The following is a 22,314-nucleotide window of genomic DNA, read 5'->3' as shown; positions in this document are numbered from 1 at the left end:
CACTTAAAGATGGTGGAGCTATGCGGGATCGAACCGCAGACCTCCTGCGTGCAAGGCAGGCGCTCTCCCAGCTGAGCTATAGCCCCATCAAGGTGTCGATACTGTCGCCAATTCCTTGGGAAAGAAATTGGTGGGTCTGAGTGGACTCGAACCACCGACCTCTCGCTTATCAGGCGAACGCTCTAACCACCTGAGCTACAGACCCAGTATCGTCTCTTTACTTTATAAACCGTATCAATCTGTGTGAACACTCATCGCAATAATCATCGTTTAAGGAGGTGATCCAGCGCCAGGTTCCCCTAGCGCTACCTTGTTACGACTTCACCCCAGTCATGAACCACAAAGTGGTAAGCGTCCCCCCGAAGGTTAAACTAAACTTCTTTTGCAGCCCACTCCCATGGTGTGACGGGCGGTGTGTACAAGGCCCGGGAACGTATTCACCGTGGCATTCTGATCCACGATTACTAGCGATTCCGACTTCATGGAGTCGAGTTGCAGACTCCAATCCGGACTACGACGCACTTTTTGGGATTCGCTCACTTTCGCAAGTTGGCCGCCCTCTGTATGCGCCATTGTAGCACGTGTGTAGCCCTACTCGTAAGGGCCATGATGACTTGACGTCGTCCCCACCTTCCTCCGGTTTATCACCGGCAGTCTCCCTGGAGTTCCCGACATTACTCGCTGGCAAACAAGGATAAGGGTTGCGCTCGTTGCGGGACTTAACCCAACATTTCACAACACGAGCTGACGACAGCCATGCAGCACCTGTCTCAGAGTTCCCGAAGGCACCAATCCATCTCTGGAAAGTTCTCTGGATGTCAAGAGTAGGTAAGGTTCTTCGCGTTGCATCGAATTAAACCACATGCTCCACCGCTTGTGCGGGCCCCCGTCAATTCATTTGAGTTTTAATCTTGCGACCGTACTCCCCAGGCGGTCTACTTAACGCGTTAGCTCCGAAAGCCACGGCTCAAGGCCACAACCTCCAAGTAGACATCGTTTACGGCGTGGACTACCAGGGTATCTAATCCTGTTTGCTCCCCACGCTTTCGCATCTGAGTGTCAGTATCTGTCCAGGGGGCCGCCTTCGCCACCGGTATTCCTTCAGATCTCTACGCATTTCACCGCTACACCTGAAATTCTACCCCCCTCTACAGTACTCTAGTCTGCCAGTTTCAAATGCTATTCCGAGGTTGAGCCCCGGGCTTTCACATCTGACTTAACAAACCACCTGCATGCGCTTTACGCCCAGTAATTCCGATTAACGCTCGCACCCTCCGTATTACCGCGGCTGCTGGCACGGAGTTAGCCGGTGCTTCTTCTGTCGCTAACGTCAAATGATAGTGCTATTAACACTACCACCTTCCTCACGACTGAAAGTGCTTTACAACCCGAAGGCCTTCTTCACACACGCGGCATGGCTGCATCAGGCTTGCGCCCATTGTGCAATATTCCCCACTGCTGCCTCCCGTAGGAGTCTGGACCGTGTCTCAGTTCCAGTGTGGCTGATCATCCTCTCAGACCAGCTAGGGATCGTCGCCTTGGTGAGCCCTTACCTCACCAACTAGCTAATCCCACCTAGGCATATCCTGACGCGAGAGGCCCGAAGGTCCCCCTCTTTGGCCCGTAGGCATCATGCGGTATTAGCCATCGTTTCCAATGGTTATCCCCCACATCAGGGCAATTTCCTAGGCATTACTCACCCGTCCGCCGCTCGACGCCGTTATCGTTCCCCGAAGGTTCAGATAACTCGTTTCCGCTCGACTTGCATGTGTTAGGCCTGCCGCCAGCGTTCAATCTGAGCCATGATCAAACTCTTCAATTTAAGATTTTGTCGGCTCAATGAATACTGAACATTACATAAGTAATGTTTGAATTGACTGTGCTGAATCTTTCGATTCAATGGTCACTTCGTTTCATTGAAACCTAATTTGATACCGAGGTATCTAATTGGATTATCATCAACGAGTGCCCACACAGATTGATAGGTCTATATTGTTAAAGAGCTTGGCTTTCAGTGCCTTAGCACTTAAGCGAGGTGCGTATAATACGCTTTCCACTTTGAAAGTCAACATAAAATTCTAAACTTTTGTTTAAAACCTTATGTTGACTCGTCTGTATTCAGACAAGTCGGAAATAAAGCCTGGCGATGTCCTACTCTCACATGGGGAAGCCCCACACTACCATCGGCGCTATTTCGTTTCACTTCTGAGTTCGGCATGGAAATCAGGTGGGTCCAAAACGCTATGGTCGCCAAGCAAATTCTTTAATCTGGAAAGCTGTTTTTTAATTCTCGTTACTACACATTCAATGTTCTTTCATTGAGTCCATCAAAACCCCTTGGGTGTTGTATGGTTAAGCCTCACGGGCAATTAGTACAGGTTAGCTCAACGCCTCACAACGCTTACACACCCTGCCTATCAACGTCGTAGTCTACGACAACCCTTTAGGATACTTAAAGTATCAGGGAGAACTCATCTCAAGGCTCGCTTCCCGCTTAGATGCTTTCAGCGGTTATCGATCCCGAACTTAGCTACCGGGCAATGCGTCTGGCGACACAACCCGAACACCAGAGGTTCGTCCACTCCGGTCCTCTCGTACTAGGAGCAGCCCCTTTCAATTCTCCAACGCCCACGGCAGATAGGGACCGAACTGTCTCACGACGTTCTAAACCCAGCTCGCGTACCACTTTAAATGGCGAACAGCCATACCCTTGGGACCGACTTCAGCCCCAGGATGTGATGAGCCGACATCGAGGTGCCAAACACCGCCGTCGATATGAACTCTTGGGCGGTATCAGCCTGTTATCCCCGGAGTACCTTTTATCCGTTGAGCGATGGCCCTTCCATTCAGAACCACCGGATCACTATGACCTGCTTTCGCACCTGCTCGAATTGTCATTCTCGCAGTCAAGCGGGCTTATGCCATTGCACTAACCTCACGATGTCCAACCGTGATTAGCCCACCTTCGTGCTCCTCCGTTACGCTTTGGGAGGAGACCGCCCCAGTCAAACTACCCACCAGGCACTGTCCGCAACCCCGATAAGGGGTCGACGTTAGAACATCAACACTACAAGGGTGGTATTTCAAGGACGGCTCCACGCAATCTAGCGACTGCGCTTCAAAGCCTCCCACCTATCCTACACATGTAGGGTCAATGTTCAGTGCCAAGCTGTAGTAAAGGTTCACGGGGTCTTTCCGTCTAGCCGCGGGTACACTGCATCTTCACAGCGATTTCAATTTCACTGAGTCTCGGGTGGAGACAGCGTGGCCATCATTACGCCATTCGTGCAGGTCGGAACTTACCCGACAAGGAATTTCGCTACCTTAGGACCGTTATAGTTACGGCCGCCGTTTACCGGGGCTTCGATCAAGAGCTTCGACCGAAGTCTAACCCCATCAATTAACCTTCCGGCACCGGGCAGGCGTCACACCGTATACGTCATCTTGCGATTTTGCACAGTGCTGTGTTTTTAATAAACAGTTGCAGCCACCTGGTATCTGCGACTCTCAATAGCTCCATCCGCGAGGGACTTCACCGTCGAGAGCGTACCTTCTCCCGAAGTTACGGTACCATTTTGCCTAGTTCCTTCACCCGAGTTCTCTCAAGCGCCTTGGTATTCTCTACCCGACCACCTGTGTCGGTTTGGGGTACGATTCCTTACAATCTGAAGCTTAGAGGCTTTTCCTGGAAGCATGGCATCAATGACTTCACATCCGTAGATGCTCGACGTCGTGTCTCAGCCTTAGAGAAAGCCGGATTTACCTCTCAGCCTACGCACTTGAACCTGGACAACCGTCGCCAGGCCCACCTAGCCTTCTCCGTCCCCCCATCGCAATTGTAAGAAGTACGGGAATATTAACCCGTTTCCCATCGACTACGCCTTTCGGCCTCGCCTTAGGGGTCGACTTACCCTGCCCCGATTAACGTTGGACAGGAACCCTTGGTCTTCCGGCGAGGAGGTTTTTCACCCCCTTTATCGTTACTCATGTCAGCATTCGCACTTCTGATACGTCCAGCATGCGTTACCACACACCTTCAACCGCTTACAGAACGCTCCCCTACCCAATATACAAAAGTATATTGCCGCAGCTTCGGTTTACTACTTAGCCCCGTTACATCTTCCGCGCAGGCCGACTCGACCAGTGAGCTATTACGCTTTCTTTAAATGATGGCTGCTTCTAAGCCAACATCCTGGCTGTCTGAGCCTTCCCACATCGTTTCCCACTTAGTAGTAATTTGGGACCTTAGCTGGCGGTCTGGGTTGTTTCCCTCTCCACGACGGACGTTAGCACCCGCCGTGTGTCTCCCGGATAGTACTTACTGGTATTCGGAGTTTGCAAAGGGTTGGTAAGTCGGGATGACCCCCTAGCCTTAACAGTGCTCTACCCCCAGTAGTATTCGTCCGAGGCGCTACCTAAATAGCTTTCGGGGAGAACCAGCTATCTCCAGGTTTGATTGGCCTTTCACCCCTAGCCACAAGTCATCCGCTAATTTTTCAACATTAGTCGGTTCGGTCCTCCAGTTGATGTTACTCAACCTTCAACCTGCCCATGGCTAGATCACCTGGTTTCGGGTCTATATCCAGAGACTGAACGCCCAGTTAAGACTCGGTTTCCCTACGGCTCCCCTAGATGGTTAACCTTGCCACTGAATATAAGTCGCTGACCCATTATACAAAAGGTACGCAGTCACAGGACAAAGCCTGCTCCTACTGCTTGTACGTACACGGTTTCAGGTTCTATTTCACTCCCCTCACAGGGGTTCTTTTCGCCTTTCCCTCACGGTACTGGTTCACTATCGGTCAGTCAGTAGTATTTAGCCTTGGAGGATGGTCCCCCCATATTCAGACAGGATATCACGTGTCCCGCCCTACTCGATTTCACTGAACACACGTCGTCAACTACGGGACTATCACCCTGTATCGTCAGCCTTTCCAGGCTGTTCGTCTAACGCGTGTAAAGCTTAAGGGCTAGTCCAATTTCGCTCGCCGCTACTTTCGGAATCTCGGTTGATTTCTTTTCCTCGGGGTACTTAGATGTTTCAGTTCCCCCGGTTCGCCCTGTTGAGCTATGTATTCACTCAACAGTAATACCTTATGGTATTGGGTTTCCCCATTCGGAAATCCCAGACTCAAATGGTTTTTACTACCTAATCTGGGCTTATCGCAAGTTAATACGTCCTTCATCGCCTCTGACTGCCAAGGCATCCACCGTGTACGCTTAGTCACTTAACCATACAACCCGAAGGAGTTTCGAGTTGATGTTCAAATCACCAAAGTTGTCTCTCATTATTTGAATGAGCGAGAGACATTTCGATTTTGCCGGACTCAAATTCCAAGAACACTTGAATGTGTTATTAGTTGTATTCATAAATGAATACTTTGAGAACTTTACAAACAACAATAAATTGTTGTTTTGTCAGCTTTCCAAATTGTTAAAGAGCTATGTTAGCTACAAGCTTGCGCTTGTGAACTATCAATCTGTGTGGACACTCATCGTGAATAATCATCGTTTAAGGAGGTGATCCAGCGCCAGGTTCCCCTAGCGCTACCTTGTTACGACTTCACCCCAGTCATGAACCACAAAGTGGTAAGCGTCCCCCCGAAGGTTAAACTACCTACTTCTTTTGCAGCCCACTCCCATGGTGTGACGGGCGGTGTGTACAAGGCCCGGGAACGTATTCACCGTGGCATTCTGATCCACGATTACTAGCGATTCCGACTTCATGGAGTCGAGTTGCAGACTCCAATCCGGACTACGACGCACTTTTTGGGATTCGCTCACTTTCGCAAGTTGGCCGCCCTCTGTATGCGCCATTGTAGCACGTGTGTAGCCCTACTCGTAAGGGCCATGATGACTTGACGTCGTCCCCACCTTCCTCCGGTTTATCACCGGCAGTCTCCCTGGAGTTCCCGACATTACTCGCTGGCAAACAAGGATAAGGGTTGCGCTCGTTGCGGGACTTAACCCAACATTTCACAACACGAGCTGACGACAGCCATGCAGCACCTGTCTCAGAGTTCCCGAAGGCACCAATCCATCTCTGGAAAGTTCTCTGGATGTCAAGAGTAGGTAAGGTTCTTCGCGTTGCATCGAATTAAACCACATGCTCCACCGCTTGTGCGGGCCCCCGTCAATTCATTTGAGTTTTAATCTTGCGACCGTACTCCCCAGGCGGTCTACTTAACGCGTTAGCTCCGAAAGCCACGGCTCAAGGCCACAACCTCCAAGTAGACATCGTTTACGGCGTGGACTACCAGGGTATCTAATCCTGTTTGCTCCCCACGCTTTCGCATCTGAGTGTCAGTATCTGTCCAGGGGGCCGCCTTCGCCACCGGTATTCCTTCAGATCTCTACGCATTTCACCGCTACACCTGAAATTCTACCCCCCTCTACAGTACTCTAGTCTGCCAGTTTCAAATGCTATTCCGAGGTTAAGCCCCGGCTTTCACATCTGACTTAACAAACCACCTGCATGCGCTTTACGCCCAGTAATTCCGATTAACGCTCGCACCCTCCGTATTACCGCGGCTGCTGCACGGAGTTAGCCGGTGCTTCTTCTGTCGCTAACGTCAAACAACGCCGCTATTAACGACGCCGCCTTCCTCACGACTGAAAGTGCTTTACAACCCGAAGGCCTTCTTCACACACGCGGCATGGCTGCATCAGGCTTGCGCCCATTGTGCAATATTCCCCACTGCTGCCTCCCGTAGGAGTCTGGACCGTGTCTCAGTTCCAGTGTGGCTGATCATCCTCTCAGACCAGCTAGGGATCGTCGCCTTGGTGAGCCCTTACCTCACCAACTAGCTAATCCCACCTAGGCATATCCTGACGCGAGAGGCCCGAAGGTCCCCCTCTTTGGCCCGTAGGCATTATGCGGTATTAGCCATCGTTTCCAATGGTTATCCCCCACATCAGGGCAATTTCCTAGGCATTACTCACCCGTCCGCCGCTCGACGCCGTTATCGTTCCCCGAAGGTTCAGATAACTCGTTTCCGCTCAACTTGCATGTGTTAGGCCTGCCGCCAGCGTTCAATCTGAGCCATGATCAAACTCTTCAATTTAAGATTTTGTCGGCTCAATGAATACTGAACATTACATAAAGTAATGCTTGAATTGACTGTGCTGAGTCTTTCGACTCAATGGTCACTTCGTATCATTGAAACCTAATTTGATACCGAGGTATCTAATTGGATTATCATCAACGAGTGCCCACACAGATTGATAGGTTCTTATTTTTAAAGAGCTTTTCTAACATTTTCAGCAACTTAGTTGCTCGTCGTTAGGGGTGCGTATCTTACTTCACACCGTGAGAGAGTCAAGCATTTTTTCAAATTCTTTTTTCTCTCTTCCCGACTCGCTGTGTGACTTTCGTCTCACTCCGTGTCGGTGGATGCGCAGTATAGGGGGTTGAGAAATTAGCACAAGCGTTTTTTGCAAAAAAACTTTCAACCGCACAAATAACGAGCATTCTGCATAGATACTCAGCGATCTTGTCTAATATTTCGGGTTGCAGAGGATCTTTTCATGATGAAACACCTGACTTCTGCATTAAAAGATCGCCGATTTCTTTGTGATTTTGATTGCTGATCTTATCTCTCTTGATTCTTTTTTCTTTCTATCTATATAAAGACGAAAAAAAAGAGCAGAACGATGACGAACTGCTCTTTTGGTCTTTGCTTTTTATTTGGGGTACTTCAGGTGAAGTCTTGGAAAAGTGTTTCTTCTATATATAGAAGAAAAGATCAGAGCATCCTTGCCCTTCTCTTTACGACAGATTAGTTAGGGGTATATCTAAATGTCGTTATTGTTCGATGACGCATTGAGCTCGTAAGAGTGGAGCATGCTTGCATTCCCAATGACGTCATCTTCGAGAGGAACTTAGTTCTTCAATACTTTTACGGTGTAGCTACCATCTTTTTGTTGGTATAAACCGTGGATGTCGGTTTCGAAACCTGGGTAATGCGCACCGATCTCACAAAGCATCTCTAGGAAGTCCAGCGCAGGGCGAGACTCTTGAGTCACCATTTCACCAGGAAGTACTAGTGGCACACCTGGAGGGTAAGGAAGGATCATGTTCGCACTTACGCGGCCAACCATTTCTTCCAGTTTAATTTCTTCGATGTTGCCACGAAGCTCTTCTTGCCATGCTGCGTGTGGTGTTACTTTCATTTCTGGAAGAACATCGAACGCTTTGTACATTAGCTCTGGTAGGTTGTATTTCTTAGTTAGGTCATGAATTGCTTGTGCTAGTTCTTGAACGCGCATGCCTTCATAGAAGCTTGGGTCTTCGTTATATAGCGAAGGTAGGAAGCTCTTGATGGTTAGGTTCAAGTCGTAGCCACGTTTAAATTCAGTTAGACCGCGTAGCAATTGCATTGCTTTTGATTTGTCGATACCGATTGAGAATAGGAACAACAAGTTGTATGGGCCTGTTTTCTCAACCACGATGCCGCGCTCGTCTAGGAATTTAGCCACCAGCGAAGCAGGAATACCTGACTCTTCTAGTTCGCCTTCTTTATTCATCCCCGGAGTCAGTAACGTTACTTTGATTGGGTCAAGATACATGTGGTTGTCATCCATGTTCTTGAAGCCGTGCCATGTGTCGCTAGGGTCTAGTTTCCAACATTCTGTGGTATCAATATTTTCTGGTTGCCATACATCGAAGAACCAGCTGTCGCTTTCTGCTTCTAGACGTTTGATCTCTTTACGGAAGCGGATTGCGCGATCGATAGAGTCTTGCATCAACTTCTTACCAGTGTTGCCGCGCATCATTGCCGCTGCAGTTTCAGTAGAAGCAACAATGCCGTACTGAGGTGAAGTTGAAGTGTGCATCATGAATGCTTCGTTGAAAGATTCTTTATCAAAGTCGCCTTTCACGTGAATCATTGAAGCTTGTGAGAACGCTGCCAACAGTTTGTGTGTTGATTGTGTTTCGTAGAACACTTTGCCTGGCATCGCTTCACCACTCATACCACATTTACCTTCGTAAATTGGGTTGAAGTTAGTGTAAGGCACCCAAGCACTGTCGAAGTGGATGTGTTTACAATCTAGCGACTCTTTGATGAATTGTGTGTTGTACAACAAGCCATCGTAAGTTGAGTTAGTCACTACTGCGTAAGTTGGTGCTGTTGCACCTGGTGTTTTCGCCACTTTCTCTGCAATGACATCGCGGCTGAATTCGCTTTGTGGAATACCACCAAGGATGCCGTATGCGTTACGAGTTGGGCGGAAGTAGATTGGTGTCACGTCGCTCATCATCATTAGGTGAGTCAGAGATTTGTGACAGTTACGGTCAATCAGTACTGTGCTGCCAGCAGGTGCTGAGTACATACCAACGATTTTGTTCGATGTAGACGTACCGTTAGTTACGATGTACGAGCTGTCTGCATTGAATGTGCGTGCGATGTATTCTTCTGCATCTTTATGTGGACCTGAGTGGTCTAGTAGAGAGCCTAGCTCAGGCATTGAGATTGATACGTCCGCTTTAAATGTGTTTGGACCGTAAAAATCGTAGAAGATGCTACCAGCAGGGCTTTTCTGGAATGCAGTACCGCCCATGTGACCTGGAGTACAGAAGGTGTATTTACCTTCTTCTACGTATTTGAATAACGCTTTAGTGAATGGAGGCATGATGGCATCTTTGTATGCCTCAGTCGCTTGGTTGATTTTGATAGCGATGTCGTCAGCCATACCTAAAGCGTACTCGAAGAAGCTCACGTTTAGACGTAGGTCTGTTAGTGAAATGTCTAGAGTAGACTGTTCGTTAGCAAATGCGTGAACAGGCAGTTTTTCGTTGATTTGGCTGATACGTTCACATAGCTCTAGTGAGTATTTATCCCAGTCGAACAGCACACCACAAATGCGTGGGTTCATCTCAATCATTTTGATCAAGTCTTTATCATCTACTGGGTAAACCACTTCGTAGCCCGCTTTCTCAAGAGCAGCGTGAAGTTGACGAACTGGCTCTTCTTTAAAGAACACACCCATGTGGTTCAAGATAGCGAATATATTCATTTGGACATCTCCAAGGCGAATGAGGGCGCTCTTTGCCATTTACAGGCAATGAGTAAGGTGAGCGCCGCGTGAATTTGGGTTTTATGGGCTGGCACCGTAGTGCCAGCGTTTTGGGGATTAGTTGCTTGCTTGGGCAGGCATGTCGTCAGCGTGCATTTTCACGTACTGAGCAAGACCTGCTTTTTTGCTGTAGAACATCAAGATAACTAGAGACACGATGAAGGTTGCTGTTAGCGTACCGCCCTCTGCACCCGCTAGTGCGATGAAGCAGAACAGACAAGCCACACCAGAGAACAGCATTACGAAGCCGTTGCGTGTTGTCATACCTTCGAAGCGAATCAAGTTAATGCTTGAGTAGAAGTAAGGCAGCATAGTTAGTAGAACCGCGTCAGTCGTTAGCTGGTTGAACAGGTCTGATGCGTGTGCTGTTTTAGAGCTGAAGAACATCAGTACAACCATCAGTGCAGTCATCTTGATTGACGCAAGGATTAGACCTTTCTTAGGCACACCGTTTTTGTCAGTTTCGCCGTAGATTTTAGGGAAGTTGCCGTCGTTTGCTGCACGTTTACCTGCTTCACCTACTAGCATCATCCAAGAACCTAGCGAAGTGAAACATGCTAGCGCTGTGAATGCTGATACGAATGGTGCTGTCCAGCTACCGAATAGCTCAGTGGTTGCTAATGCAAATGGCGCACCTGATGCCGCAACTTCTGACGCTGGGAACATGCCGCTGATCATTTGAGTTGATAGGATGTAAATCACACCTGCGATACCAGTACCCAACATAGTTGCTAGTGGTACAGTACGTTTAGGGTTTTCTACCATACCAGTCGATACCGCTGCTGATTCCACACCTACGAATGACCATAGACAGATAAGAACCGCTGTTACTACCGCGTGGCTGTCAGTGCCTGCTGATACGTTCCAGTTTTGGCTGTAAAGCGCAGTATCGAAGTGCGTCCAACCAAATGCGGCTGTACCAACAACTGGGATAAGGATAAGAACTAGACCAAGCGTACATAGACGGCTTACCCAGCTACCACCAAGTAGGTTGACGAAAGTGAAGATCCATACCGATGCAATCGTCGCAATACCTGCTGGGATTGGGTTATTAAGCACAGGGAAGAATACTGAAAGGTAAGAAACACCTGTAATGGCAATAGCCAGGTTACCAATCCAGTTCGCGTGGTAATAAAGAACGCCCGTTTGGAAACCAAATACCGGAGACACTTCGCCAGCATAAGCGATAGGACCACCTTCTTGTGGGTTTTTGGTTGCCAGACGAGCGTAAACAAACGCCAGACTCAGTGCACCGACCAAACAGATCAGCCAACTGAAGATTGAAACAGAGCCTACAGAGGCAAGACTAGAAGGTAATAGTGCGATACCACTACCCATCATGTTACCGGCTACGACACCCGTACAGGCAATAAGGCCGATTTTTTTCGCATTCGATGACATAACATCTCCAAATCTATTCTACTCGAGTCAACATGACTCAAACTGAATGGTAATTAGCGAGATGCTATGAGGAAGAACCTGCTCGACCTCGCTAAATTTCGAAGTGAAGACTACGCCCAAAAACTGAGAAAAAAATAAACTTGGGGTTATCAATAAAATGATTAGTTCATCAACATCAAGTTGAGATAAACATGATAAACACAAAAAAATAAAACTATATTATTCATGCAGTTACAAGAAAAACATCAAACATTCTACCGATAGATAAACTCTCATCAACTCGTTGGTCATCGCGATAAAAGTTATCAACCTCTATCAACTTCCCCATCCCGAAGGGTTAATTCCCTGAAGTGTTGATTCCATAAATCTCTCCCTGATCGCGCTTCTTGACCCAAGTCAATATTCATCTCGCATGCAAGAAGGCACCAAAATCATTCTCGCCACATAACTCATCCAGACACTTCATACAATCAATAGAGATAGAGATAGAGATAGAGATAGAGATAGAGATAGAGAAGCAAAGCGGGTATGTATTCCCGTTGCAAGCTTGCGTTGTTAGCTCCTTCGTAAGTCATTGCCCCACCGCCCCACCCTTTTCACTTTTCGACAGCGACAAAAAAGCCCCTCACCGAAATGAGGGGCTAGCATTAGACTGACGTTGAGTCCGAGAGAATTAAAGCATTCGAACGACAGAAGGGTGAACAGCGCGATACATGGCGTAATCAATCGCCTTCATGTTACTTGGGAAGACCAAGTTTTCGCACAGCAGGTACGTCTCAACCGACGTATCAATATAGAAAGCTTCACTGTAAGACTCACTGGCTAAATCCAGATCACCATCCAATTCGGCGTGCTTACCGCGAATCACATAGGAAAGCACTGAATCACGTAACCTCAATGCCTGTCCGAGATGCCGCTTGGCTAACGCCATGTCACCAATGATGGTTTCGTGCAGTGCTAAAGCTTCATAAATTCGCGGTTGAATTGGCCCCACCATCATTTTCACATTAGTCTCTAGTGCTTCACTGAGCTGCTGCATTCGCCCTTTCTTCAACTCCTGTGAGAAATCAAGTGCCTTTTGTACATGGTAAGCAATCAACAACTCAGCTTGAACGTAAGCATTATCCGGCTCGATTTCTAAAATGTTTTCCATCAAGTCGATACCTTGGCGGAATTGTTTAGTATCAGAGACATTAAGGTAATGGTTAGCCTGAACAAACAACTCCAACGCGTCGGGATTCATTGGCATTCCCGCCACCAGCATCGTAGATTTCAATTTGGCATCCGATACTTTCAGCACTTGCATCAAATCCAACGACGCTTGTTGAAGCACTGTCTTTAAATGACTACTGGTTAACGCGTATTGACGACTAAACAACACTTTTTCAGATGAGTTATTGCGATATTCCACCTCTAAAAAGCTGCCACCGTCGTTCTCACGAACTCTCACCACGACCGATTTACCAGGCACAATGCCAGAAGTAAACGACGCCTTCTTTAGCATAACTCGGTAATCACTGACTTGAGCAATGTCGGACATCAACTTTTGGGCGAATCCATCTGCCAAATCGTAGCTTAATCCTTCATTCGTAAAATTATCTTGAAACTTGAACTCAATCAGATGGGTATCGATGGCTTGGGTAATACGCACTTCCGATTGCTTGTAGGTAAACACGCCCATCACTACGACCAACATACTGATCCAGATGAAGTTCATAATTCCCAATCGCCAAGGGCTGATTTTGTTTTTGCTCTGAGGTGCTTTTTTCTCTTTTGACATCTCGCAGACCGCGCGAGTTAGAGGACCGGCAGGAAAGGTAACGGCTGGTGCTATAGGTAGACAATCCTCTTCCGATTCTTCAACCGAAGGTGGGATCTCTTCATTTTGCCGACTTGTGACAAACTCTTCATGCGTCATAGTAACCACGTTCGCTACCAGCTTATAGCCACGCTTGGGCACCGTGATAACGTAGTTGGTATTTTCCTCTCGACCGTCACGTAGTAGCTTACGCAACTCAAAGATGGATTGAGTCACCACTTGATCGGTCACAATCGCTCCAGCCCAAACGTACTGAATCAATTCCTCGCGGTTGAACACCTCATTCGCATGCTCCGCTAAGAAGTGCAAAAGATTAATTAAGCGTGGCTCAACAGTAACTTCCCTATCTTGTCGATACAGCTTATTTTCATCAACGCTCAAAACCCAGTCATTGATTTGAAAATAGACTCCAACCATGTATGAAAACTCTCGTATCTACAGACAGCGTTACGGTAGGAATCAGACAATGGTCGATTCCTAGAAGTAACTAAAGGCAAGATTATAGGTGGGAAAGCAGCGTGTACCTAGAAAAGCAAGTCGCCAAAAATGCAAACTTAAGTTAAGTGATTCAAGAATGAGACTACTCAAGTGCTGCGAGGATAGAGCAATGTGTGGCGTCATCGTCTGTATGACCACAACAAGCATCATTAATCTTCTTTAACGCTCGGCGAATTTTCGTCAGCTCGTTAATTTTCCCATCAATCAGCTCTAACTTGGCAGAAGTAATGGCTTTTACCTCTGCACAGCTGTGTTCTGTCGCTTCTAACTTAATTTCTAACAGGTCTTTAATTTCATCCAGACTCAAGCCAAGATCTTTACCTTTGAGGATAAAGTGCACCTGCTTTTGATTCTCTTCATCATACAAGCGGTAGCCTGACTCACTTCGCCCTGCGGGTTTTATTAGCGCGTTTTTCTCGTAGAAACGCAATGTATCGGCAGTCACACCACAACGTTTTGCCAGTTCACCTATCTGAAACATAACTTTCCCTATTAACTATCTCGTTACTTTTAAAGCTAAAGAACGACTTTTTTGCAATTATTTTTGAGATGCCAAACGATTGCGCGAGCTTTTTTGTAATAAATTGGTTAGAATACGCGCCATCAAATGTGGAGACTGTTTTCTAATCAGAAAACACCCTGCAAAGGTCTTTACCAAAACTGGCCAATATTTTACCCCAAGAGGTAAAAACAAGTTCATTTTTGGCAAACATCTTTAACTCCGTGAATTTGAGGAAAATGGAAGCATGAATAACGCTCGTCCTATTCGCCGTGCGCTTATCAGCGTATCAGACAAAACAGGTATTGTTGAGTTTGCGCAAGCTCTTGCTGAGCGCGGTGTCGATATCCTATCTACTGGTGGTACAGCTCGCCTACTTGCCGAACAAGGCATCGCCGTAACCGAAGTCTCTGACTACACTGGTTTCCCAGAAATGATGGACGGCCGCGTTAAAACGCTTCACCCAAAAGTTCACGGTGGTGTGCTTGGTCGTCGTGGCCAAGATGATGACGTGATGGAAAAGCACGGCATCAACCCTATCGATATGGTTGTCGTTAACCTATACCCATTCGCAGAAACCGTTGCTAAAGAAGGCTGTACGCTTGCTGATGCGGTTGAGAACATCGACATCGGTGGTCCAACAATGGTTCGCTCTGCAGCGAAAAACCACAAAGACGTGACTATCGTTGTGAACGCTCACGACTACAACCGCGTTATCGCTGAAATGGACGCGAACGAGAAATCTCTAACACTAGAAACTCGTTTCGACCTAGCTATCGCAGCATTCGAGCACACAGCATCTTACGACGGCATGATCGCAAACTACTTCGGCACTATGGTTCCATCTTACGGTGAGAACAAAGACGGTGATGAAGAGAGCAAATTCCCTCGTACGTTCAACCAACAGTTCGAGAAGAAGCAAGACATGCGCTACGGTGAGAACAGCCACCAAGCAGCCGCTTTCTACGTCGAAGCTAACCCACAAGAAGCGTCTGTTTCAACTGCTCACCAAATCCAAGGTAAAGCGCTTTCTTACAACAACATCGCAGACACTGACGCAGCGCTTGAATGTGTGAAAGAGTTCAACGAGCCAGCATGTGTGATCGTAAAACACGCAAACCCATGTGGTGTAGCTCTAGGTAAAGACATTCTAGAAGCGTACAACCGCGCTTACCAAACTGACCCAACATCTGCATTCGGCGGCATCATTGCATTCAACCAAGAGCTAGATGCAGAAACGGCAACCGCTATTGTTGAGCGTCAATTCGTTGAAGTAATCATCGCACCTTCTGTTTCTGCAGAAGCGATTGAAGTGGTTGCCGCGAAGAAGAACGTGCGTCTACTTGAGTGTGGCGAATGGACAACTAAGACAACTGGCTTTGACGTGAAACGCGTGAATGGCGGTCTACTGGTTCAAGACCGTGACCAAGGTATGGTAAGCCTAGACGACCTAAAAGTGGTTTCTAAGCGCCAGCCAACAGAAGAAGAGCTGAAAGATGCACTGTTTTGCTGGAAAGTAGCGAAATACGTGAAATCTAACGCGATCGTTTACTCGAAAAGCGACATGACTATCGGTGTAGGTGCTGGCCAAATGAGCCGCGTTTACTCTGCGAAAATCGCGGGCATCAAAGCTGCAGACGAAGGTCTACAGGTTGAAGGTTGTGTAATGGCATCAGATGCATTCTTCCCATTCCGTGACGGTATCGACGCGGCTGCAGAAGCGGGCATCAAGTGTGTTATCCAACCAGGTGGTTCTATGCGTGATGACGAAGTTATTGCAGCAGCAGACGAACACGGCATGGCGATGATCTTTACCGGTATGCGTCACTTCCGCCACTAATTTAAAACACAGAATACAGAGCGGGCGCTACGCGCCCCTCGAGAATACAGAATGGATGATAGCTCTTCTGTATTCTGTTAACGAAACGTTCTGTATTCTTATCACCACCGTGATAAAAAGGATTAAAAATGAATGTATTAATTATCGGTTCAGGTGGTCGTGAACATGCGCTAGGCTGGAAAGCGGCACAAAACCCAAATGTTGAGACTATCTTCGTTGCACCAGGCAACGCTGGTACGGCTCTAGAACCAAAACTAGAAAACGTAAACATCGATGTAGAAGACATCGCTGGCCTTGTTGCTTTCGCCAAAGAGAAGGCGATTGAACTGACTATCGTTGGCCCAGAAGCACCATTGGTTATTGGTGTGGTTGATGCTTTCCTCGAAGCAGGTTTGCCAATCTTCGGCCCGACCCAAGCAGCAGCACAGCTTGAAGGCTCTAAAGCATTTACTAAAGACTTCCTTGCTCGTCACCAAATCCCAACGGGTGCTTACGCGAACTTTACTGAAATCGAACCAGCACTTGCTTACGTACGTGAACAAGGTGCACCGATTGTGGTGAAAGCAGATGGCCTTGCTGCTGGTAAAGGTGTGATTGTGGCAATGACGCTAGAAGAAGCAGAAGATGCAATCAAAGACATGCTCGCAGGTAACGCTTTTGGTGACGCTGGCAGCCGTGTAGTGATTGAAGAATTCCTGGACGGTGAAGAAGCAAGCTTCATCGTGATGGTTGATGGTGAGAACGTTCTGCCAATGGCCACCAGCCAAGATCACAAGCGCGTAGGCGACAAAGATACAGGCCCTAACACGGGTGGCATGGGGGCATACTCGCCTGCTCCAGTCGTGACACAGGAAATCCACAACCGCATCATGGAAGAAGTGATTTACCCAACCGTACGCGGCATGGCTTCTGAAGGTCATCCTTACACAGGTTTCCTATACGCAGGCCTAATGATCGACAAAGACGGTACACCTAAAGTGATTGAGTATAACTGTCGTTTTGGTGATCCAGAAACGCAACCGATCATGATGCGTATGCAATCCGATCTCGTTGATCTATGTTTAACTGCGATTGACCAAAAACTGGATCAAGTGGAATCAAAATGGGATCCACGAGCATCGATTGGTATCGTGCTAGCAGCCGGTGGTTATCCAGCAGCGTACAACAAAGGCGACGTTATTTCGGGTCTGCCACAAGTTGAAATTGAAGGCGAAAAAGTCTTCCATGCTGGTACAGATAACAAAGATGGCGACATCGTGACAAACGGTGGTCGTGTTCTTTGTGCAACCGCACTTGGCAACAGTGTATCAGAAGCGCAGCAGCGTGCTTACGAGCTTGCAAAACAGATCAGTTGGGATGGCATGTTCCATCGCAACGACATCGGCTACCGTGCAATTGCACGTGAGCAAGAAAAATAAAAACAACATAAGTTGGCTAAAAAACAAAAGGCGCACTCAGCGCCTTTTTTTATTGTTCTTGTTCGACAGAATTCGAAGCAATGTTTATTCAGAGATCAACTTTGGCCGAGAAACACAATCAAAGTCATCGTCATTGAGCATCAACAGTTCATCGACCATTGCTTTGTTTCGTGACTGCTTGCCGACAAAAGCCACATAACTGTCTACCGATGAGAGACGCTCGATAATAAATTTTGGCAGCGTCTGATTAAACTCGAGTGTCGAGAACACCTTACCTTTGCAGGTTTCAAACGATTGACCATTCCAATAACCTTGAATAAGGCTCTGATTGTTACGAGACTGCGCCTTAACCGATGCCACTACGTCATTCGCTTCTGCTTTGTAGCGCTCTAATTGGTCATGCTGGAGTGGTAAGACTTTACGGTTAACACGATATTGTTGGTAAACCGCTTCGCCATCTTTATTGAAACGGATGTGGATTTGAAAAGGCACCAACTCTTGTTTGGTATCAACTTGCTCGCCTTTTCGAATCAACTCTCGCAACTCACCTTCGTCCCAGCGATAATCACTCTGGAACCAACCATTGTCCCCCATAGTCACATAATCAGCCGCCGTACTCACACGAGTGAGTTTCTCTGTCATCCAGTACAAGCTGCTAGCATCTCCCGCAACTTTACCACCAGAAAAATGCGTGAATTGTTCTAAATTAGGAGTTTCAACCGATGAACAGCCAAAAAGGGTAAGGCTAGATAGGAGAAGTGAAGTGAGTAGATGTTTTTTCATGAAATTGCACCGAGGCAGGATACCTCGGTGCATTCTAACTTAGTTTACTGATTCTTTCAGCGCTTTACCTGCTACGAATGCTGGTACGTTAGCTGCTGCGATTTGAATCTCGTCACCAGTCTTAGGGTTACGACCAGTACGTGCAGCGCGGTGGTTTACTTTGAATGTACCAAAACCAATTAGTTGAACTTGGTCACCCTCTTTAAGTGCGCCAGTTACACCATCAAGAGTCGCTTCAAGAGCAGCTTTTGCTTGTGCTTTTGATAGGTCTGCTTTCTCTGCGATAAAGTCGATTAATTGGGTCTTGTTCATTAGGTTTCCCTTCTCATAGGTTATCGAATTCGTCTCACTCTAAAACATAAATGCCCCATCTGGCAAAGGTTTGTAAGCGATCTTTCGATTTTCTGACGTACTTTTAGCCATAATATGAGTAATAACTCACAATTTGTTACCACATACCCCCTGAAAACCCTTGCTTTCCAAGGTATTTGGACCAATTTATAAGTCACTTTTGCGGTTATAATAGCTGCAAATAACCACTATCAAACTACATTCAAGGGCAACTATGCTGCTGTTATCCATTTATATCTCTATTGCAATCGGCATTTCGTTTATCTGTTCGGTGCTGGAGGCGGTACTGCTGAGTATCAGTCCGAGCTACATTGCGCAGCTCAATCAACAGGGGCATCCCGCAGCTGGGCAATTGGCTAAGCTGAAATCAGATATCGACCGACCACTGGCATCTATTCTGACTTTAAACACCATCGCTCACACTATCGGCGCGGCCACTGCTGGTGCACAAGCTGCGGTTGTATTTGGTAGCGAAGCATTAGGTATCTTTTCGGCAGTGCTGACATTGGCGATCTTAGTGCTTTCAGAAATCGTACCGAAGACGATTGGCGCGACCTACTGGCGTCAGTTGGCACCCACTGCCGCGGTCGCATTGCGTTGGATGGTATGGGCGCTTACACCCTTTGTTTGGTTCTCAGAGCAAATCACCAAGCGTCTTGCTCGTAACCACGAAGCTCCAAAGATGCGTGATGAGCTGTCTGCAATGGCGATTCTGGCACGTGAAAGCGGTGAGTTTGCCGAGGGTGAATCAAAAATCTTAAGCAACTTGCTTGGCATCCAAGATGTACCCGTAACGCAGGTTATGACGCCACGACCAGTAGTATTCCGTGTCGATGCCACAATGACCATCAATGAGTTCCTAGAAAAACACAAAGATACGCCTTTCTCACGCCCATTGGTTTACAGCGAACAGAAAGATAACATCATTGGTTTTGTGCATCGCCTTGAGTTGTTCAAACTACAACAATCAGGTTGTGGACAGAAACAGTTGGGAGCAATCATGCGCCCAATTCAAGTGGTGCTAAACAATACCACTTTACCTAAAGTATTCGACCAGATGATGACTCATCGCTTACAGCTGGCACTTGTTGTTGATGAATACGGTACCGTGCTAGGTTTGGTAACGTTGGAAGATATTTTTGAACACCTCGTAGGCGAGGAGATCATCGACGAAGCAGATAAAAGCACTGACATGCAGGAGCTGGCTTACCAACGCTGGGAAAGCTGGAAAGAAATGCACGGCGTAATCGAAAGCCGCGATGACGATGAAGAAGATAATGAGCCGGAGAAGCAGGATAAAGAGCCAGAAGCTCAAGAGCCACCGAAATCCGACTCGAAAGAATCGTAATCAGCATTAGGTATAACAGCTTAAACGCACAAACAAAAAAGGCATCCAGTTAGGATGCCTTTTTCTATTTATTCAACGATTAAAGTGCAATACCGATGTTGCTCACACCTTCTTCACGTAGCTCTTCACGCAAATCTTTAATCAAGCTGATGTCACGTTCTACCGCTTCACGCAGCGGACGGAAGATAGCCCACTGGACGTCCCACTCTTCACATACGGCTTCGTTTTCTTTCTGGTTGTCGTTAGTGATTGGCTCTGCGCCTTGTGCTTGCTCTAGATCAGCAACGGTTTGTACCGACTGTTGACTCACTTTAAGCATTGAATCGAAAAGGTAGTCGCGGTCCAATAGACCATGCAGTAACGTAGACAAACCCTGACACGCGTCCATCGCTGGGTAAACGCCGTAAAAATCGAACTCATCCGCACTTGGGAACAACTCTTCTAACTTCTCCAATTGACGTTCGAAGTTAATTTTCGCGTTCTTAACTGTCAAAATTTCCCATACACTATCAAGAATCGCTCGGTAAGCACGCGGGTCAGCAAATTCTGTATTCTCACAAAACATCGCATAGTTTGGATACATGCGTTCACACAGACACGCCATAAAGGTAATTTGTTGCCAAGGTTCTAGTTTTTCTAAACGAACCTGAAGAGGATTCTTAAGCATAGTCACTCAATCATTGAAGAAAAAAACAGCGAAAGTGTACTTGATTCATCACAGGGAAAAAAGTTAATGCCGCATTCAAATCAGATTTTCCTGCTCTCAGAGCATCGCGACACCTACAAAACGTTACTGGCAGAGAAAAATCTGCCCGATCTTTGTCTCACCGACCAACCAGAAGCCGCTCAGATCGTACTAGCGGATCCACCCTTACTATCACAAAGCTTAGACGAGTTTTCACAGCTTGAATGGGTACAATCCACGTTTGCTGGTGTCAACGCCTTAACATCCCCTAGCCTTCGTCAGGACTATACTCTAACTAACGTTCGAGGCATCTTTGGTCCACTGATTGCTGAATATGTTTTGGGTTACAGTATTGCCCATTACCGCCACTTTGCCCGATACCACCAGCAACAACAAAACAAACAATGGCAGCCTCACCTATACACGTCATTACAAAGTAAAACCATGGTAATTCTTGGTACCGGTAGCATTGGGGGCTATCTGGGCAACGCCGCTAAAGCAATGGGGATAAAAACTATCGGTATTAACCGCACAGGTATCCCGACTTCAGGCGGCGAGTTTCATCAGACCTTTCATATCAATGAACTAAGTAAGGCATTTGAGCAAGCCGACATCGTTGTGAATACTCTACCAAGTACACCTGAGACGCGACAGTTACTTAATCGTCAAACGCTCAGCCAACTAAATCAGGCGTTATTGTTTAACGTAGGTCGTGGCGACGTATTGGATGAGGCAGGGTTGCTCTTCGCTCTGAAAAACCGTTGGGTAGAACACGCCTTCTTAGATGTGTTTGAGCAAGAACCGTTATCGGTAGAGCATCCGTTTTGGAAACTACCGCAAGTCACCATCACTCCACACATTGCTGCGCTGAGTTTTCCCGAGCAAGTCATCGAGATTTTTGCTGACAACTATCTACGCTGGCGCGATGGGTTTTCATTAAATTATCAAGTGGATTTCGAAAAGGGTTACTGAGAATGTCGTTAGACGAGCTATTGCAGCAAGTGAGGGCCTGCCAGATATGCGCGGATAATTTACCTTTGGGCGCAAACCCTGTCGTACAAGCCGCAAAAGGGGCACGCATCCTAATCATCGGTCAGGCCCCTGGCACACGTGTACACAAAACCTCGATACCTTGGAATGACCCAAGTGGTGATCGATTACGCCAATGGCTCGATATCGACAAAGACGTTTTCTACGACCCAAATAAAATTGCCATTGTCCCAATGGGATTCTGTTATCCAGGCAAAGGGAACTCTGGTGATTTACCGCCTCGTAAAGAATGTGCGCCCACTTGGCATAAAAAGATTCTTGAGCAGCTGCCCAATATAGAGCTCACTCTACTAATTGGTCAGTACTCGCAGCAGTACTATCTCACCAACAAACCAAAGACGCTCACACAAACCGTTCAGCAATGGCAAGATTGGGAACCGGACTTTATCCCGCTCCCTCACCCATCTCCACGCAATACATTGTGGTTAAAGAAGAACCCTTGGTTTGAATCTGACGTCGTGCCATACCTTAAAAAACGCGTTCACTCGATGCTTTAGGTTACCCATGATCTAATTGCTTGTTTATCTGTACAAGAAAATTAGAAC

At 47.2% G+C, this 22,314-nt stretch carries 12 protein-coding genes, 2 tRNA genes and 4 rRNA genes; 5 read left to right on the top strand and 13 right to left on the bottom strand.

Features of this window, described 5'->3' with window-relative positions; translation table 11 throughout:
• Positions 1–10: 10 nt before the first annotated feature.
• The 10 genes from J4N43_RS00870 to zntR all read right to left on the bottom strand — a co-directional run bounded on the left by J4N43_RS00870 (position 11) and on the right by zntR (position 14,276).
• Positions 11–86, bottom strand: a tRNA-Ala gene (locus tag J4N43_RS00870).
• 42 nt (positions 87–128) lie between these two features.
• Positions 129–205: transfer RNA gene (locus tag J4N43_RS00865), tRNA-Ile, on the bottom strand.
• Positions 206–271: 66 nt separating this feature from the next.
• Positions 272–1,822, bottom strand: a 16S ribosomal RNA gene (locus J4N43_RS00860).
• A 316-nt stretch (positions 1,823–2,138) separates the two neighbouring features.
• Positions 2,139–2,255 (bottom strand): 5S ribosomal RNA (gene rrf / locus J4N43_RS00855).
• A gap of 93 nt (positions 2,256–2,348) precedes the next feature.
• A 23S ribosomal RNA gene (locus J4N43_RS00850) occupies positions 2,349–5,234 on the bottom strand.
• Between the two features lie 279 nt (positions 5,235–5,513).
• Positions 5,514–7,064, bottom strand: a 16S ribosomal RNA gene (locus tag J4N43_RS00845).
• Together the 16S, 23S and 5S rRNA genes with 2 tRNA genes alongside form the textbook arrangement of a ribosomal RNA operon.
• Before the next feature lie 817 nt (positions 7,065–7,881).
• Positions 7,882–10,017 carry a lysine decarboxylase CadA gene (locus J4N43_RS00840; protein WP_053350799.1) on the bottom strand — a complete coding sequence of 712 codons (2,136 nt, stop codon included), beginning with the start codon at positions 10,015–10,017 and terminating at the stop codon, positions 7,882–7,884.
• A gap of 117 nt (positions 10,018–10,134) precedes the next feature.
• The gene (gene cadB / locus J4N43_RS00835; protein ID WP_005434864.1) at positions 10,135–11,478 is read right to left on the bottom strand and encodes a cadaverine/lysine antiporter; all 1,344 of its coding nucleotides are present in this window, start codon (positions 11,476–11,478) and stop codon (positions 10,135–10,137) included.
• Between the two features lie 673 nt (positions 11,479–12,151).
• Positions 12,152–13,714 (bottom strand): lysine decarboxylation/transport transcriptional activator CadC, encoded by a 1,563-nt coding sequence (cadC, locus tag J4N43_RS00830; RefSeq protein ID WP_005382530.1) that lies wholly within the window; start codon positions 13,712–13,714, stop codon positions 12,152–12,154.
• 163 nt (positions 13,715–13,877) lie between these two features.
• Entirely contained in the window at positions 13,878–14,276 is a 399-nt protein-coding gene (zntR, locus tag J4N43_RS00825; protein ID WP_005382529.1) for a Zn(2+)-responsive transcriptional regulator, read from the bottom strand.
• 265 nt (positions 14,277–14,541) lie between these two features.
• Here zntR and purH point away from each other — a divergent pair, with 265 nt between their 5' ends.
• Positions 14,542–16,134, top strand: a complete 1,593-nt coding sequence (gene purH / locus J4N43_RS00820) for a bifunctional phosphoribosylaminoimidazolecarboxamide formyltransferase/IMP cyclohydrolase (RefSeq protein ID WP_053350800.1) — start codon at positions 14,542–14,544, stop codon at positions 16,132–16,134.
• A 128-nt stretch (positions 16,135–16,262) separates the two neighbouring features.
• On the top strand, positions 16,263–17,552 hold the full coding sequence (purD, locus tag J4N43_RS00815; protein ID WP_053350801.1) for a phosphoribosylamine--glycine ligase: 1,290 nt from the start codon (positions 16,263–16,265) through the stop codon (positions 17,550–17,552).
• An 84-nt stretch (positions 17,553–17,636) separates the two neighbouring features.
• On the opposite strand, the gene J4N43_RS00810 is transcribed toward purD, so the two are convergent.
• Both J4N43_RS00810 and hupA read right to left on the bottom strand, forming a co-directional pair.
• Positions 17,637–18,335 (bottom strand): DUF1481 domain-containing protein, encoded by a 699-nt coding sequence (locus J4N43_RS00810; protein ID WP_053303483.1) that lies wholly within the window; start codon positions 18,333–18,335, stop codon positions 17,637–17,639.
• Between the two features lie 39 nt (positions 18,336–18,374).
• Complete coding sequence (gene hupA / locus J4N43_RS00805; protein WP_005382524.1) at positions 18,375–18,647, bottom strand: nucleoid-associated protein HU-alpha; 273 nt, start codon at positions 18,645–18,647, stop codon at positions 18,375–18,377.
• Between the two features lie 253 nt (positions 18,648–18,900).
• Between hupA and J4N43_RS00800 the strand changes: the two genes are divergently transcribed.
• Positions 18,901–20,034 (top strand): hemolysin family protein, encoded by a 1,134-nt coding sequence (locus J4N43_RS00800; RefSeq protein WP_017821795.1) that lies wholly within the window; start codon positions 18,901–18,903, stop codon positions 20,032–20,034.
• 79 nt (positions 20,035–20,113) lie between these two features.
• On the opposite strand, the gene J4N43_RS00795 is transcribed toward J4N43_RS00800, so the two are convergent.
• A complete protein-coding gene (locus tag J4N43_RS00795; RefSeq protein ID WP_005382520.1) occupies positions 20,114–20,701 on the bottom strand; it encodes a YjaG family protein in 588 nt (195 codons plus the stop codon).
• Between the two features lie 66 nt (positions 20,702–20,767).
• Here J4N43_RS00795 and J4N43_RS00790 point away from each other — a divergent pair, with 66 nt between their 5' ends.
• On the top strand, positions 20,768–21,691 hold the full coding sequence (locus tag J4N43_RS00790) for a D-2-hydroxyacid dehydrogenase (protein WP_053350802.1): 924 nt from the start codon (positions 20,768–20,770) through the stop codon (positions 21,689–21,691).
• A gap of 2 nt (positions 21,692–21,693) precedes the next feature.
• A complete protein-coding gene (locus J4N43_RS00785; RefSeq protein WP_005382518.1) occupies positions 21,694–22,266 on the top strand; it encodes a uracil-DNA glycosylase family protein in 573 nt (190 codons plus the stop codon).
• Positions 22,267–22,314: the final 48 nt, after the last annotated feature.

The organism is Vibrio sp. SCSIO 43009 (genome assembly GCF_023716525.1).
Classification (GTDB): Bacteria; Pseudomonadota; Gammaproteobacteria; order Enterobacterales; family Vibrionaceae; genus Vibrio; species Vibrio alginolyticus.
The sequence above is the reverse complement of the archived record's forward strand: the minus strand, read 5'-3'. Positions and strand labels throughout refer to the sequence as shown.